Origin of the sequence: Azospirillum sp. Sh1 (assembly GCF_008365135.1) — a bacterium.
GTDB lineage: Bacteria > Pseudomonadota > Alphaproteobacteria > Azospirillales > Azospirillaceae > Azospirillum > Azospirillum oryzae.
In genome coordinates this window covers 12,766-28,148 of the sequence record NZ_VTTK01000034.1, presented here as the reverse complement: position 1 = coordinate 28,148, position 15,383 = coordinate 12,766, and the positions used below count along the sequence as shown (strand labels likewise).

Sequence of the window (15,383 nt, the reverse complement as noted above, 5' to 3'; positions counted from 1 at the left end):
ACCGGTTCAGTCGGCGGCCAGCGCAAGTGCGGCCAGGCTGGCGCGCAGTTCGGCGATGCCGTCGCCCTTCTCCGAACTGGTGACATGGATGTCCGGGAAGGCGGCCGGGTGCTTCTTCAGCCCTGCCTGGGTGTCGCGGCGCACCTTGTCCAGATCCGCGGCCTTCACCTTGTCCGCCTTGGTCAGCACGACGACATAGGGCACCGCCGTGCGGTCCAGCATCTCCATGATCTCATGGTCGTTGGGCTTCAGCCCATGTCGCGAATCGATCAGCACGAGCGCCCGGCGCAAGGTGACGCGGCCGCGCAGGAAGCGGCGGACCATGTCGTTCCACGCCTCCACCTTCTCCTTCGACTCCTTGGCATAGCCATAGCCGGGCATGTCCACCAGCTTCAGCCGGTTGCCGAGGTTGAAGAAGTTGAGCTGCTGCGTGCGGCCCGGCGTGTTGGAGGTGCGGGCCAGCGTCTTGCGCCCGGTCAGCGCGTTGACGAGGCTCGACTTGCCGACATTCGACCGTCCGGCGAAGGCGACCTCCGGCAGGTCGGCTTCCGGCAGCTGGTTCAGCGCATTGGCGCCCCAGACGAAGTCGCACTCCTTGGCGAACAGCAGCCGCCCGGCCTCCAGCGCGGCCTCGTCGAAGCCCGAAACGATGCTGGGGGTGTTGGGGGTCGGCGTGTCGGGAGTGGTCATGACGGGTGCTCTCGTTGGGGTGATCTGAAAAACATACCGCCGGCAAAGGCCCGTCAAGGATCTTTGCCGGCGGCAGGTCTCAGAAACTGGGCAGAGGAGGGATCGGGCCGATCAGACCTTCACGCCCATGCGCTTCATGATGGTCCACTGCTGCAGGACCGACAGGGTGTTGTTCCAGGCCCAGTAGATCACCAGACCGGCCGGGAAGCCGGCGAGCATGAAGGTGAAGACGATGGGCAGGAACTGGAACACCTTCTGCTGGACCGGGTCCGGCGGGGCCGGGTTCATCTTCTGCTGGAACCACATGGTCACGCCCATGATCAGCGGCCACAGGCCAAGATGCAGCAGGTGCGGCGGGTCCCAGGGAATGACACCGAACAGCGTGAACAGGTTGGTCGGATCGGGCGCGGACAGATCGTGGATCCAGCCGAAGAACGGCGCATGCCGCATTTCGATGGTCACGAACAGCACCTTGTAGAGCGAGAAGAAGACAGGGATCTGGATCAGGATCGGCAGGCAGCCCGACACCGGGGAGACCTTCTCGCGCTTGTACAGCGCCATCAGTTCCTGGTTCATGCGAGCCTGATCGTCGCTGAACTTCTCGCGCAGCTCCTGCATCTTCGGCTGCAGCGCCTTCATCTTGCTCATCGCCTGATAGGACTTGTTGGCGAGCGGGAAGAAGACGGCCTTGACGCAGACGGTCAGCACCAGGATGGCGATGCCGAAGTTGCCGATGACGCGGCCCAGGAAATCCAGCGCGTAGAAGAACGGCTTGGTCAGGAAGTAGAACCAGCCGAAGTCGATCGCGAGGTCGAAATTCTTGATGTTCAGCTTTTCGGAGTAGCTGTCGAGCAGCTTCACCTGCTTGGCGCCGGCGAACAGGCGGCCGGTGTTCTCGACCGACGCACCCGGCGCGACGGTGACCGGGGCACCCATCGTGTCGGTCTGGTAGCGGTCGGTGTTGGCGACCTGGTTGTAGAGGAAGCGCGCGGTGACCTTCTCGTTCGGGTCGGGCACCAGCGACACCAGCCAGTACTTGTCGGTGATGCCGACCCAGCCGCCGGTGGTCTCCTTGGCGATCGAACCGGCCTTGCGGACGTCGTCGTACTTTTCTTCGGTCAGCGAGCCGTTGAAGACGCCGAGCGGGCCCTCATGCAGGATGTAGTAGCCCGAGGTCTGCGGCGTGCCGCTGCGCGACACCAGGCTGTAGGGCAGCAGGGTGACGGGGGCGGCGCCGGTGTTGCGCACGGTCTGCGTCACCGTGAACATGAAGTCCGGGTCGACGGCGATCTTGCGCTCGAACACCAAGCCCTGGCCGTTGTCCCAGGTCAGGGTCAGCGGCTTTTCCGGCGTCAGCGCGGTGCCGTCGGCGGTCCAGCGGGTGGTCGCGGTCGGGGTGGCGATGCCGGCGCCCTGCGGCACCCAGCCGAACTCGGCATAATAGGCGGCGGGCGTGCCGGCCGGGGCCAGCAGCACGATCTCCGGGCTCTTGGGGTCCGGGGTCTCGTGGTACTGGGCCAGCGTCAGGTCGTCGATGCGGCCGCCGACGAGGTTGACGGACCCGTGCAGGGCCGGCGTGTCGATCTTCACCCGGGTGCCGGCCGCCATCTGCTCGGCGAGCAGCGCGGGGCGCTCCTTCGCGACCTCTGCCGTGCCAACGGAGGCCGTGCCCGGGGGCTGCTGGGCGGGCACGCCGGGGGCCGGCACCGGCACCGACTGCTCCGTCTGGGCGGCCTGCTGGGCGGCGAGTTGCTTCTGCTGCTCCACCCGCGGCTTCTCGTAGAAATACTGGAAGCCCAGAAGGATGGCGATCGACAGGGCAATCGCGATGATGAGGTTGCGTTGGTCGGTCATGGCGTCCCGGTTGCCGTGGGGCCTTTGGAAGAAGGGCGGCGTGTGCGCGGCCTTGTTACGGGTTTTCGCCGGGCTGGGCAACCGCCGCATGCCCTTTTTCCCGCAGGCCGCAGCGATGGGACGCCTGCGGCGCCCCCTGCGGGACGGGATCGGGCACGGGATCCCAGCCCGACCCGCCCCAGGGATGGCAACGCCCGAGCCGGCGCACCGTCAGCCATCCCCCCCGGATGGCGCCGTGCTTTTCCAGCGATTCGATGGCGTAGCAGGAGCAGGTCGGCTGGAAACGGCAATGCCAGCCCACGAAGGGCGACAAGGTCCAGCGATAGAGATAGACGAGCGCGCGGAGCAGGTGCGCGAGCGGGCTGAGGCCGGCGATGCGAAACATGACGTCGCGGGCCTCCTACCCTTCCGCCTCGCGCCAGAGGCCGAGGCGCTTCAGCCCGGCGGTCAGGTCGCCGAGCAGGTCGGTCCAGGGTCGTTCGGCGGTACCGCCACGCGCGACCAGGACGAAGTCATGGCCTGGAGCGGCGTGGGTGGACAGAAGCTGCCGCGCGGCCTCACGCAAACGGCGGCGGGCGCGATTGCGCACCACCGCGTTGCCGACCTTGCGGCTCGCCGTCAAGCCGAAACGGATCGGCGGACCGCCGTCGGCGGGCCGCTGCTTGTCGTCGTGCCGGCGCACCTGGAGGATCAGGCCGGGAGCCACATGCTTGCGCCGTGTCCCGGCCACGGCCAGAAATTCCGGCCGCCGCATCAGGCGCCCGACCTCGTGGTCCGGCGCCGCCATCGCGGGGATCAGGCGCTCAGAACCTTGCGGCCGCGGGCGCGGCGGCGGGCGATCACCTTGCGGCCGCCAACGGTGGCCATACGGGCGCGGAAGCCATGACGACGCTTACGCACGATTTTGGAGGGCTGGAACGTGCGCTTCATGGCGCCTACTCCTTAAGCTTTGCTGATGGTGACGGGAAGAAGACGCCCAGCCGGAAGGCCGGGCGCCGAACCTATGAACCTGAAACGAACCGAAAGGCGCCTTACTCGGCAGCCCGGCGGCCGTTGACCATGCCGCGGCCGGTGGTGCGCTCGGCGATGCGGGCGGCCTTGCCGCGCAGATCGCGCAGATAGTACAGCTTGGCGCGACGGACGGCGCCCTTGCGGACCAGCTCGATCGAGTCGATGCGCGGGGAGTACAGCGGGAACACGCGCTCCACGCCCTCGCCGTAGCTGATCTTGCGAACGGTGAAGGAGCTGTTCAGGCCGGCGTTCTTGCGGGCGATCACGACGCCCTCATAGGCCTGGACACGCTCGCGCGTGCCTTCGACGACCTTCACGTTCACGCGGACGGTATCGCCCGAGGAGAACTCCGGGATCGTCTTGCCACCGAGGGCCTTCTCGATCTGCTCCTGCTCGAGCTGCTGCAACAGGTTCATAGCACTACCCCTTTTCTATCGGTGCGCCTCGCGGCGGACCGTCACTCCGGTTTCGGGTCGCGCCGGCGAGCCTGCCGCCGACCCTTGTTCGTAACAGTTTCTGCCGGACGCCCCGCCTGGTAGAGCGACCACAGGTCCGGCCGTCGGGCCTCCGTGATCCTCTCCGCCTCGGCCAGCCGCCAGGCCTTGACCTTTCCGTGGTGACCGGAGAGCAGAACCTCCGGCACCGCGCGCTCCACACCCTGCCCGTCGGTCCAGACCGCCGGCCGGGTGTAGTGGGGATATTCGAGCAACCCCCGTTCGAAACTCTCTTCGCCCGCCGTCTCCACGTTGCCCATGACGCCGGGGAGCAAGCGCACCACGGCATCCATCAGGCTGAGCGCGGCGAGTTCCCCGCCGGACAGCACGAAATCCCCGAGGCTGACCTCTTCGAGGCCGTGCGCATCGAGGACCCGCTGGTCCACCCCTTCGTACCGGCCGCAGAGCAGCGTCACCACCGGGGTGGCGGCCAGCTCCTTGACCAGTTCCTGGTTCAGCACCCGTCCGCGAGGCGACAGATAGATCGCCCGGCCGCGTCCCGGTGCCCCCACAGGTCCCGCCGTCGCGGTCAAAGCCGCGTCCAGCACGTCGGGCCGCATGACCATGCCGGCCCCTCCGCCGAAGGGGGTGTCGTCGACGGAGCGGTGTTTATCGCGCGCGAACGAGCGAATGTCCACCGATTCCAGTGCCCAGACTCCATTTTCCAACGCTTTGCCGGCCAGCGAGTGGCCGAGCGGCCCCGGAAACATTTCCGGGAACAGCGTCAGAACCTTGGCCGTCCAGACCCGCGGACCGTCGGCGCCGTGATTCACGGCCCCGTCTCCCCGCTCTGGTCTCCGCCCTCTTCCCCCTCGCCCTCCTCCGCTTCGTCATCGGAACCTTCGCGGGCTTCGATCACGGCCGGAAGATCGACGACGATGCGACCGCCCCGAACATCCACCACCGGCACGCAGGCCTTGGAGAAGGGAAGCATCTCCAGCGGCCCGGCGGCGGTCCTGACCTCCAGCACGTCGCCCGCGCCGAAGTCGTAGATCGCCTTCACCGTGCCGTAGAGGCTTCCGTCGGCGAGTTCCGCACGCAGGCCGATCAGGTCGGCATGGTAGAACTCGTCTTCGTCCTCCGTCGCCGGCAGGGCGCCGCGGTCCACATAGAGCCGCACACCGGCCAGCGCCTGCGCCTGTTCGCGGCTGGTCACCCCGTCGACCTTGGCAAGGAAGTTGTCCTTGACCATGCCCTGGAGCGTCACCGTGAAGCGGCGGGCGCCGTTCTCGTCCGACAGCGGGCCATAGGTCATGATGTCGGCGGGTTCGGCGGTGAAGCTGCGCAGCTTCACCAGCCCCCGCACGCCGTGCGATCCCGCGAACTGGCCGACACAGATTTTGGCGGTCATCGAAGGAGCACCCGGCACGTCGTCACGACCTCAACCCTGAACTCAGCCTTCAGCCGCGGCGGCGGCAGCGGCGGCCTCGGCCTTCAGACGCTCCTGCGCCTTGGCCTTCGGAGCCGACTTCTTCGGGGTCTCGCGGACGGCGGGCTTCTCGACCAGGCCGGCATTGGCCAGGAAGAGGACCACGCGGTCCGTCGGCTGGGCGCCGACCGACAGCCAATGCTTGGCGCGCTCGGCGTTCAGGATGATGCGCTGCTCGTGCTCGCGCGGCAGCATCGGGTTGTAGGTGCCGATCTTCTCGATGAAGCGGCCGTCACGCGGGCTGCGGGCGTCCGCGATGACGATCGAGTAGAACGGACGCTTCTTCGCACCACCGCGAGCCAGACGAATCTTCAGAGCCATTGGTCGAAACTTTCTCTTCTCAAGTCAAACAGGTATCAGGTGATTTCGATTGGCGGTCAGGTCAGCCGAAAGGCCCCTTCCCGCCGAAGCCGCCGAGTCTCTTCGGCAGCAGATTTCCGAGGCCGCCGCGCAGCATCCCCTTCTTCCCAAGCTTCTGCACCTGCTTCATCATTCCGCGCATGGTCTCGAACTGCTTCAGCAGCTTGTTGACCTCCTGCACCGAGGTGCCGGAACCGGCGGCGATGCGCTTGCGGCGCGAAGCCTTGATGATGTCGGGGTTCTTGCGTTCCGCCTTGGTCATCGAGGAGATGATCGCCTCCTGGCGCTTGATCATCCCGTCGTCGACGTTGGCGTCCTTCAGCTGGTCCTTGATCTTGCCGATGCCCGGCAGCATCCCCATCAGGCCGGACATGCCGCCCATCTTGCGGAGCTGCTTCAGCTGCATCGCCATGTCGTCGAGGTCGAAGCCCTGGCCCTTCTCCATCTTGCGGGCGAGCTTTTCGGCCTCGTCCTTGTCGATGGTCTCGACGGCCTTCTCCACCAGCGACACCACGTCGCCCATGCCGAGGATACGGCCGGCGATGCGGTCGGGGTGGAAGGGCTCCAGCGCGTCGATCTTTTCGCCGACGCCCAGCAGCTTGATCGGCTTGCCGGTGATCTGGCGCATCGACAGGGCCGCACCACCGCGCGCGTCGCCGTCGATGCGGGTCAGCACGATGCCGGTGATGCCGACCTTGTCGTTGAAATTGGTGGCGACGGTGACGGCGTCCTGGCCGGTCATCGCGTCGGCGACCAGCAGTGTTTCCACCGGCTTGGTCGCGTCGCGGACCGCCGCGACTTCCGCCATCAGCTCCTCGTCGATGGCGAGGCGGCCGGCGGTGTCGAGCATGACGACGTCGTAGCCTTCGAGACGGCCGGTCTCGATGGCGCGTTTGGCAATGGCGACCGGGTCCTGGCCCGGCACGATCGGCAGCGTGGCGACGCCGGTCTGCTCGCCCAGAACCTTCAGCTGTTCCTGGGCGGCCGGACGGCGGACGTCCAGCGAGGCCATCAGGACCTTCTTGCGCTCCTTCGTCTTCAGACGGAGCGCGATCTTGGCGGTGCTGGTGGTCTTGCCCGAGCCCTGCAGGCCGACCATCAGGATCGGCACAGGGGCGGCGGCGTTCAGGTTGATCTCGGCGCCTTCGCCCAGCATCTCCACGAGGTTGTCGTGGACGATCTTGATGACCTGCTGGCCGGGGGTGACGGACTTCAGCACCTCCTGCCCGACGGCGCGTTCCTTCACCTGGGCGACGAACTGCTTGACGACGGGCAGCGCGACGTCGGCCTCCAGCATCGCCACGCGAACTTCGCGCAGTGCTGCGGAGACGTCCTCCTCGGTCAGCGCGCCACGGCGGCGCAGCTTGTCGAAGATGTCGCCCAGGCGTCCGGTCAGGCCTTCGAACATGCGTTACTCGTTCCCCAGTTCCGGGTCCAGCGTCGGAGCCGCCACCCGCACAAGCACGAAAGCGCCAGTGCGCGAATTTCGCGGACTGGCGGAGATACCCGGCATGGGGCCGGGGTACCCGGTCTATCGACTTGGCGGAAGACAGGTCTGCGGACCATAGAGAAGCGGGCAGGCCGAGTCAACCGTTGCAAGCGACCTTTCGCCTCCCGCCGAAGGTCTCCCTTGCGGGGAGGCGGTTATCGGCCTCAATCTTGTCACAAAGGATCGGACCTTAACCAATTTTTGGCGACTCTTTCGGATTATGGGTTACCAAATACAGAAGGTATGCCGGCGATGTCGTCCGCCCAAGGCTTTGGGTCCAACAGTCCGCGAACCAAGCTGACACAGAGCCAGCTCAACGCGATCCTGTTGCGGCACCAGGCATTCCGTAAAAGCCAGCCCGGCGGCGTGCGCGCCAACCTGAAGATGCGCGACCTGTCGCATCTCGACCTGTCCGGCATCGACCTGTCCGACGCCGACCTGTCGGGCGCCAAGCTGTTCAGCGCGCGGCTGACCGGCGCCAACCTCGCCAACGCCAACCTCTATGCCGCCGACCTGCGGCTCGCCAATCTGGAAAAGGCGGACCTGCGGCGGGCCGACCTGCGTGGCGCCTGCCTGCGCGGCGCGGTGCTGAGCGAGGCGACGCTGGTGGAGGTCGACCTGCGCGACGGCACGCTGCTGCATTACGACGCCAGCGGCGAGATGTACGCGCAAGAGTATGAGGATTCGGTCCTCACGTCGGAACTGACGGCGGCGACCATCCGCGGCGCCGACCTGTCGCGGGCGAAGATCGCCAACGCCTTCGTCATGCAGACCGACCTGACCGATGCCATCCTGCGCGGCACGAAGTTCATGCGGGCCAACCTGACCGGCTCCAACCTGACCGGTTGCGACCTGACCGACGCGGACCTGACGGAGGCCAACCTGTCGGGCGCCCGTTTGTCGGGGGCGGTGATGACCGGCTGCGCCATCAACCGCACCAATTTCAGCGGCGCCACCCTGATCGGCGCGATCCTCGACGCCGCCCAGATGCGCTCGCCTAACCTGCAGGCGGCGGTGCTGGCCAAGACGCTGGAGAACCCGGAAGACGACCTGCGCGAGATGCTGATGGAGCATCTGACCTGGATCGACAGCGGCGGCAAGGCCGGCAAGCGCGCCGACCTGTCGGCGCTGGACCTGTCGGGCCGCAAGCTGGACGGCATCAACCTGTCGGCGGCGATCCTGCAATGCATCGCGCTGCGCGGCGCCAACCTGTCGGGTGCGTCGATGGCGATAGCCGACCTGTCGCTGGCCGACCTGCGCAAGGCCAACCTGTCGAAGGCCGACCTGCGCGGGGTGAATTTCGAACGCGCCACCCTGACCGGCGCCGACCTGACCGGCGCCCAACTCGGCCCGGTCCATATCCAGACGATGAGCGGCCATGTCTGGCGCGCCAACCTGCAACGTGCCCGGCTGGGCATGGCGCTGCTGTGCAAGGCCGATTTGCGCAAGGCCAACCTCGCCGGCGCCAATCTGGCCGGGGCCGACCTGACCGGCGCCAATCTCAGCGAGGCCGACCTGACCGGCGCCGACCTGACTGGGGCCGTGCTGGACGGCGCCACGCTGGATCAGGCGATCGTCGAGGAGGCGATCGGGCTGGCCGGCTGACGCGGTCCGGGCAGGATCAGGGTCAGGTCCGGCTCAGATCGGGGTCCTGCCCCGCTTCGCCAGCCAGTCGCCGGAGCTGTAGACGCTGCGGACATGGTGGACCAGCAGGTTGCGGGCGTCGATCAGCTGGCCCATCCGCTCGCGGCAGGCGACGATGCCGGTGTCGGGGTGATAGACCGGCGCCAGTTCGCGGAAACGCCGCCGCACCTGATCCTCGTCGAAACACCATTCGTTGACGAAACCGAACAGCTGCGCCGCGTCGCGCACTTCGGTGATCTGACCGTCGAGCGGCTGGAAGGACAGGCGCTGCAGCGCATGGGCCAGCGTCTTGTTGCGGTAGCCGAGCGTCTCCACCGCCGCCTCCAGGCGGCGCACGTCTTCGGCCGGCAGGATGCGGGCGCCCGGATCGGCGAGCGCCAGGGCGGCGGCCAGCGCCCTGCGGATCGCCGCGTCGCAGGACTGCACGCCCTCCACCTCCAGCACCGCTTCCCCACCCGAGTCGCGCATTCCGGGATCGGCGGCCCCCTCCGGCGCCAGCAGCAAGGCGGCCGTCACGAGCGCCTGCACCCCGACCCCGCGCAGGGCGGCAAGCTCCAGCACCGCGGCACGAAAATGCGCGCCGCAGGGCACGGATCGGCCGGGGGCTGGCAGGAAACTGGACTCTTCCGGTGCGGTCATCGTCGGCGCCAACACTTGGTGGAAGCGGGCGCGAGTCTACGCAATCTCTTGAATCGCCGCAATCGCGCGGATGGACGCGGCCAAGGGGATTAATGCCGGACGGAGTACGGCACGCCGGCTCAGTGCGTCCTCATCGCCCCCGGCTTGGCCGGCAGCCGGTCGAGCAGTTCGTCGATATAGGCGGTCTCGTCCTTGCCGGACATGGCGGCGAAGCCCTTCAGCATCTGACTGCCGAAGGAGAAGACGCTGGAAAGATCGATGCGCCACGCCCCGCCTTCGCGCACGAAGTCGGCCGGAACCAGTGCCGGCCGGCTGTCGACCATCAGCAGGCCCGATGCCCGGTCGCCCTTGACCCGAACCGGCCCCAGAGAACTGCGGGAGATGACGTTGGGGCCGAGCCAGCCGGCCTTCAGCGCGTGGTTGGCGATGTCGCCGACCGACATGCGGCGCAGTTCGGACGGGCCGAGATAGCGGCGCAGGCCCATGGCGGCGAAGCGCTCCGCCGGCTCCAGCCGCTGCAGCGGCGCGTCGCCGGGCTGGCGGGCGGCGTCGCGCACCGACTCCAGCGCTTTGACCGAGTTGCGGGTGAGCAGCCCGATCACCGCCGACCCCCGCTTTTCGGCCAGCGCATTGCGGGCGGCGTCGAAGGTCGCGGCGACCTCGCGCTCCTCCGGCGTTTCGCGCGGCGGGGCGGCGAAGCTGGCGGATGCTGCGATCAGGACGACGAAGAAGGCGAGGAAAGCGACACGCATGCCAGGGAAAACCCGAAAACGGTTGGAAACGTCACGCCTTCTCCTCGACGCCGAAGAATTCGAGCTGCCAGCGCATCTCTTCATCGGTCATCGGATAGTGCGTACCGTCGCGAGCATTAAGCGCCGTTTTTGGCGGAATCTGGGCAAGCCGCAGCTGAACCTGCCGGGCGAAGCGCATGGTCAGCCCGGAACGCCAAACCAGCGCGGTGACGGCGCGCGGCGCATGGGTGGCGACGATGCGGTCGACCACCGGCAGCGGGATCTGCGACAGCTCCGCCAGCGCCGCCATGACGAAGCCGCGGTCGCCCTCCACCATGGATCCCTCGATCAGCTTCTCGGTCAGCTTGCCTTCCTTGTTCAGGCGCGCCGCCTTGTCGCTGGGACGTTCCACCGGCTTCTCCGGCCCGGCGGCACCGCCGACCGCCTCCTCGCCGAAATCGACCGGGCCAAGCGGCTGACCGGGCGCCATGCCGGCCGCCGCCTGCCCCACCCGCTGGCGCACCGCCTCCACCAGCCCGCGCGCCGCCGCGGGGTCGAGATCGTCGCGGTCCTGCAGAACCTTCAGCAGATTGTCGGCGACGAAACTGGCCAGCCGCGCGACCGCGCGGGCCGGCAGCCGCGGACGGCGGACCAGCGGCGAATGCCAGGGCTCGTGTTGCGGCGCCTGATCGAGGATGCGGTCGAGCGTCTCTTCGCGGATCTGGGCAGACGGATTGCCGAGCAGCGCCGTCACCGCCGCCTCGTCGTCCGAGCGCGCGATGGCGTCGGCGACGGAGGCCGAGACGTTCTGCCGGCTGGCGATGGCGGTCATCGCGCCCCGCACCGGCCCCTTCATGATGATGTCGGTCAGATCCTCTTCGGTGAGGATCGGCGAATGCTGCAGGACCGGCGCGCAGACCGACAGCTCCACGTCGCGGGCCAGCCGGTTGATGACGCCGTGCGGGGCGTTGGGCAGGTCCTTCAGTGCCTCGGCCAGGATGCCGCGCACCTCCGTCGCCTGATCGCGGGCCAGCGTTTCCAGGCATTCCACCGTCAGCCGCTCGATCTGGATCGCCTGATCGGCCGACAGCTCCGGCAGCAGGCGGGCGATCTTCCGCGCCACCGCCTGCCGCACCATGACCTCGCGGTCCTTGGCCAGCAGCAGGTCGGCCTGCCGCGGCGTGCCGGCATTGGTGGCGATGGCGCGCCGCACCTCGGCCGCGGCATCGGCTGCCAGGAAATACAGCAGCTCCGGCCGGGTCTTCGGATGTTCGGCGACCTTCCGGCGGACCGCCGGGTCCTCGCTCTGTACCATCCGCTTGGCGGATTCGTAATCGGCGGGGTCCAGCATCTCGGGTCGCGGGGAGGCAGGCGGGGTCACGGGGCGGGCTCCGCGGCGGAAATGTTGCACGAAGAGGTCTGAAAGACCGGCGCCAGGGCGTAATGACCCTTGCCGCTCTTCTTGGCGTCGTACATGGCGGCATCGGCGCGGTCGGTCAACTCGCGCACCGTCTCGCCGCGGCCGGGGGTATGGACGGCGATGCCGATCGACAGGCCCAGCGGCTTTTCCGGGCTTGCCGACAGGTGGGCAAGGTCACGCATGCCGTTCAGCAACCGATCGGCGACGATCCGCGCCTTCTCCTCGTCGGTGCGGCCCAGCCACAGCACGAACTCGTCGCCGCCCAACCGTCCAGGCAGATCGCCCGGCCGCACCCCGGTGGTCAGCAGCGTGCCGATGGCCTTCAGCACCGTGTCGCCCTGCTGGTGTCCATGCAGGTCGTTGACCGCCTTGAAATTGTCCAGGTCGACATAGAGCAGGGCCGACGGCCCGCTGTCCGGCCGCGAGATCGATTCCTCCAGCCGTTCGAAGAAGGTGCGGCGGTTGAACAGGCCGGTCAGCCCGTCGCGCTCCGACAGGCGTCGCAGCCGCTCCTGATAGGCGAGATGGGCATGCGCGATGCCGATATGGTCGGCCACGCCGGACATCAGCTGGCGGTCGTCGTCGTCCCAGGGCTCCGAATCGCCGGTGCGCCAGACCAGCAGCGCGCCGTTCACCGCCTGCCGGTATTCGGTCCGCTCGCCGATCAGCTGCACGTCGCCCAGCCGGTCGGCCAGCTGCCCTTCGCCATTGGCGATGCGGTCGAGCAGCGCGGTCCCGACCTCCGGCAACTCCGCGCCGAACTCCGCCACCAGCGACAGGGCGACACGACCGCCGCCCGGGGCGCCGGCGCTGCCGCCCCCCTCCTCCGCCCGGTAGATGCGGCAGCCGTCGGCGCTGAGCGCCCGCGCCGTCTCCGTGGCGGCCACCACCAGCGCTTCCGCGGCGTCGAGCCGGTCGCGCAGGGTGTGGACGATGTGACCGAGCAGCCGTTCGCGATAGCGGATGCGCGCCAGTTCGTTGGAGCGCAGCACCTGTTCGGTCACGTCGCGGCAGACGCCGCGGGCGCCGATCCAGTCGCCCTGCGGCCCGAACAGCGGCAGGGCGGAGGCGACGATGCAGGCCGGCGTGCCGTCGGCGCTCTTCAGCCAAAGCTCGGACTGATCGACGGCGCGGCGGCAGTCGAAGGGCATCGGCAGGTCTTCCGCATCCTCCAGCGCCAGGGTCCGCGGGTCGCGGCCGATCAGCGCGTCGGCCGGATAGCCCAGCGCGCCCTTATGGCTGACGAAGACGAAGGTGCCGTCCGGTCCCGTTTCCCAGGCGAAGTCGGAGGAGACCTCCACCAGATCCTTGTAGCGCCGCCGCGATTCGGTCAGCGTGTGGCGCAGCTGCCGTTCCAGCGTGTCGTCGCGGCCCAGCAGCAGGAAACCGCCGTCGGGCAGCGGCACGCCGGCCCATTCGACGATCATGATCCCGCGCAGGGATTCCACCGGCACCGAACGCAGCCCCGGCGCCACGCTGGACCCCGACAGCCAGTTGCGCAGCTCCGGCAGCCAGCGCGGGTCGCTGTCCATCATGTCTTCCGCCTCGGCATTGGCTTCGGCGACGGCGAGGGCCGAATCCAGCCGCAGAGCCGGGCCGGGATACAGCGCGACCAGCGTCACGGGGCCGGTCGAACCGGCGGTCGGGGCGGAAGTACCGGTGGTCAGGAGAAGGTCCACGGCGATCCCAGATGGGCGGGCCACGAGGCGGACGAGCCACGAGGCGGGCGGGGCGAAAAACCTTAGGCTGCAAACCGTTATAAGGTCCGGGCCATGCTACCTCTTTAGGGGTTAATCTTCAATCAACCAACGAAGCGGGGAACTCCTCATGGCGGCGGCTCGACCCAAGGGAACGGCCGGCGCTGCGACCATGTGAAGCGCCTTGCAGCGGCACGCCGACGGCCCCATTCTTGGGGGATGACCGTCCAGACCTCCCCCCAGGACAAGGCCGCCGCACCGGCGCCCGGCTCCGCTTCCGGTTCCGCGACCGATCCACTCGCCGCCCTGCGCGACCGCGCCGTGTGGATCTTCGACCTCGACAACACGCTCTACCCGGCGTCCTGCGACCTGTTCTCCCAGGTCGACCGCCGGATCAACGAGTTCATCGCCACCCATTTCAACATCGGCATGGACGAGGCGCGGGTGCGGCAGAAGCAGTTCTTCCGCGAATACGGCACCACGCTGCGCGGGCTGATGATGGAGCATGACGTCGATCCGGTCGCCTACATGGACTATGTCCACGACATCGACGTGACCGGCGTGCAGCCTTCCGCCCTGCTGGCCGATGCGCTCGGCCGCCTGCCCGGCCGCAAGATCATCTACACCAACGGCTCGGTCCGCCATGCCGAGAATGTCGCCGGCCGGCTCGGCATCCTCGACCGGTTCGAGGCGGTGTTCGACATCGCCGCCGGCGGTTTCGTGCCGAAGCCCGATCCGCGCCCCTACGCCACGCTGGTGGAGCGCCACGGCGTCGACCCGGCCGACGCCTGCATGGTGGAGGACATCGCCCGCAACCTCGCCCCCGCCCACGCGCTGGGCATGACCACCGTCTGGGTCCGCGGCGAGAAGGAATACGAGAAGGCCGGCGTCGGCGCCGGGATCCACATCGACCACACCGTGGACGATCTTCCCTCCTGGCTGGCCGCAGTGGCCGGCCTTTAGAGCTTTGTCGCAAACCGGCCAATCCCGGCCGCGGGTATGGTTGACAGCGGGCGCGATGCGGCTCCATGGTGCCGTCCCTTGGACAATCGACAGCAGAACGACCGCGCCATGAGCCACGCCAGCCTGCAAGCCACCATCGACGACGCCTGGGAAAACCGCGCCGATCTCACCACCGCCACCACCGGCCCCGTCCGCGACGCCGTGAACGCGGCGCTGGATGCGCTCGATGCCGGCGACCTGCGCGTCGCGGAGAAGACCGCCGACGGCTGGAAGGTCAACCAGTGGCTGAAGAAGGCGGTTCTGCTGTCCTTCCGCCTGAACGCCAACGAGATGATCCCCGGCGGCCCCGGCGGCTCGTCCTGGTACGACAAGGTGCCGCCGAAGTTCGAGGGCTGGAGCGAAGGCCAGTTCCAGAACGCCGGTTTCCGCGCCCTGCCCGGCGCCATCGCCCGCAAGTCGTCCTACGTCGCCCCCGGCGTCATCCTGATGCCCAGCTTCGTCAATGTCGGCGCCTATGTCGACAGCGGCACCATGGTCGACACCTGGGTCACCGTCGGCTCCTGCGCCCAGATCGGCAAGAACGTCCATCTGTCGGGCGGCGTCGGCATCGGCGGCGTGCTGGAGCCGCTGCAGGCCGACCCGGTCATCATCGAGGACAACTGCTTCATCGGCGCCCGTTCGGAGATCGTCGAGGGCGTGATCGTCGAGGAAGGCGCCGTCATCTCCATGGGCTGCTACATCGGCGCCTCGACCAAGATCATCGACCGCCATACCGGCGAGGTCTTCATGGGCCGCGTCCCGGCCTATTCGGTCGTCGTCCCCGGCTCGCTGCCCGGCAAGCCGCTGCCCGACGGCACCCCGGGTCCGAGCCTGTACTGCTGCGTCATCATCAAGCGCGTCGACGAGAAGACCCGCTCGAAGACGGCGATCAACGACCTGCTGCGGGATTGATCGGCAAGCCG

17 protein-coding genes are annotated in these 15,383 nt (G+C 68.2%); 3 read left to right on the top strand and 14 right to left on the bottom strand.

What is annotated here, in order from left to right; translation table 11 throughout:
* Positions 1-6: 6 nt before the first annotated feature.
* From yihA to ffh, 10 genes are all read right to left on the bottom strand, one after another.
* Positions 7-690 (bottom strand): ribosome biogenesis GTP-binding protein YihA/YsxC, encoded by a 684-nt coding sequence (yihA, locus tag FZ029_RS25760; RefSeq protein WP_149197593.1) that lies wholly within the window; start codon positions 688-690, stop codon positions 7-9.
* Between the two features lie 111 nt (positions 691-801).
* Positions 802-2,544, bottom strand: a complete 1,743-nt coding sequence (gene yidC / locus FZ029_RS25755) for a membrane protein insertase YidC (protein ID WP_149272537.1) — start codon at positions 2,542-2,544, stop codon at positions 802-804.
* 55 nt (positions 2,545-2,599) lie between these two features.
* Complete coding sequence (yidD, locus tag FZ029_RS25750) at positions 2,600-2,929, bottom strand: membrane protein insertion efficiency factor YidD (protein ID WP_149197595.1); 330 nt, start codon at positions 2,927-2,929, stop codon at positions 2,600-2,602.
* Positions 2,930-2,944: 15 nt separating this feature from the next.
* Positions 2,945-3,331 (bottom strand): ribonuclease P protein component, encoded by a 387-nt coding sequence (rnpA, locus tag FZ029_RS25745; protein WP_149272536.1) that lies wholly within the window; start codon positions 3,329-3,331, stop codon positions 2,945-2,947.
* An 8-nt stretch (positions 3,332-3,339) separates the two neighbouring features.
* Positions 3,340-3,474, bottom strand: a complete 135-nt coding sequence (gene rpmH, locus FZ029_RS25740; protein WP_012973146.1) for a 50S ribosomal protein L34 — start codon at positions 3,472-3,474, stop codon at positions 3,340-3,342.
* 101 nt (positions 3,475-3,575) lie between these two features.
* Complete coding sequence (rplS, locus tag FZ029_RS25735; protein WP_012973145.1) at positions 3,576-3,971, bottom strand: 50S ribosomal protein L19; 396 nt, start codon at positions 3,969-3,971, stop codon at positions 3,576-3,578.
* Positions 3,972-4,012: 41 nt separating this feature from the next.
* The gene (gene trmD / locus FZ029_RS25730) at positions 4,013-4,822 is read right to left on the bottom strand and encodes a tRNA (guanosine(37)-N1)-methyltransferase TrmD (protein ID WP_149272535.1); all 810 of its coding nucleotides are present in this window, start codon (positions 4,820-4,822) and stop codon (positions 4,013-4,015) included.
* Positions 4,819-5,400 (bottom strand): ribosome maturation factor RimM, encoded by a 582-nt coding sequence (rimM, locus tag FZ029_RS25725; protein ID WP_149272534.1) that lies wholly within the window; start codon positions 5,398-5,400, stop codon positions 4,819-4,821. Before rimM ends, trmD begins: the two co-directional genes overlap by 4 nt.
* A 42-nt stretch (positions 5,401-5,442) precedes the next feature.
* Complete coding sequence (gene rpsP / locus FZ029_RS25720) at positions 5,443-5,799, bottom strand: 30S ribosomal protein S16 (protein WP_149197599.1); 357 nt, start codon at positions 5,797-5,799, stop codon at positions 5,443-5,445.
* Between the two features lie 61 nt (positions 5,800-5,860).
* Entirely contained in the window at positions 5,861-7,246 is a 1,386-nt protein-coding gene (ffh, locus tag FZ029_RS25715) for a signal recognition particle protein (protein ID WP_149272533.1), read from the bottom strand.
* Positions 7,247-7,579: 333 nt separating this feature from the next.
* Between ffh and FZ029_RS25710 the strand changes: the two genes are divergently transcribed.
* Positions 7,580-8,932, top strand: coding sequence for a pentapeptide repeat-containing protein (locus tag FZ029_RS25710; RefSeq protein WP_149197601.1), 1,353 nt, complete (start codon positions 7,580-7,582; stop codon positions 8,930-8,932).
* 33 nt (positions 8,933-8,965) lie between these two features.
* Here the strand turns inward: FZ029_RS25710 and FZ029_RS25705 are convergent, their stop codons facing one another.
* The 4 genes from FZ029_RS25705 to FZ029_RS25690 all read right to left on the bottom strand — a co-directional run bounded on the left by FZ029_RS25705 (position 8,966) and on the right by FZ029_RS25690 (position 13,440).
* Positions 8,966-9,610, bottom strand: coding sequence for a hypothetical protein (locus FZ029_RS25705; RefSeq protein WP_149272532.1), 645 nt, complete (start codon positions 9,608-9,610; stop codon positions 8,966-8,968).
* Positions 9,611-9,729: 119 nt separating this feature from the next.
* A complete protein-coding gene (locus FZ029_RS25700; RefSeq protein WP_149197602.1) occupies positions 9,730-10,362 on the bottom strand; it encodes a hypothetical protein in 633 nt (210 codons plus the stop codon).
* Positions 10,363-10,393: 31 nt separating this feature from the next.
* Positions 10,394-11,722 (bottom strand): DUF2336 domain-containing protein, encoded by a 1,329-nt coding sequence (locus tag FZ029_RS25695; protein ID WP_149272531.1) that lies wholly within the window; start codon positions 11,720-11,722, stop codon positions 10,394-10,396.
* A complete protein-coding gene (locus tag FZ029_RS25690; protein ID WP_149272530.1) occupies positions 11,719-13,440 on the bottom strand; it encodes a diguanylate cyclase in 1,722 nt (573 codons plus the stop codon). Before FZ029_RS25690 ends, FZ029_RS25695 begins: the two co-directional genes overlap by 4 nt.
* A 237-nt stretch (positions 13,441-13,677) precedes the next feature.
* On the opposite strand from FZ029_RS25690, the gene FZ029_RS25685 reads away from it, so the two are divergent.
* Both FZ029_RS25685 and dapD read left to right on the top strand, forming a co-directional pair.
* The gene (locus FZ029_RS25685; RefSeq protein ID WP_149272529.1) at positions 13,678-14,421 is read left to right on the top strand and encodes a pyrimidine 5'-nucleotidase; all 744 of its coding nucleotides are present in this window, start codon (positions 13,678-13,680) and stop codon (positions 14,419-14,421) included.
* Between the two features lie 108 nt (positions 14,422-14,529).
* On the top strand, positions 14,530-15,372 hold the full coding sequence (dapD, locus tag FZ029_RS25680) for a 2,3,4,5-tetrahydropyridine-2,6-dicarboxylate N-succinyltransferase (RefSeq protein ID WP_149272564.1): 843 nt from the start codon (positions 14,530-14,532) through the stop codon (positions 15,370-15,372).
* The last annotated feature ends 11 nt before the right edge of the window (positions 15,373-15,383 follow it).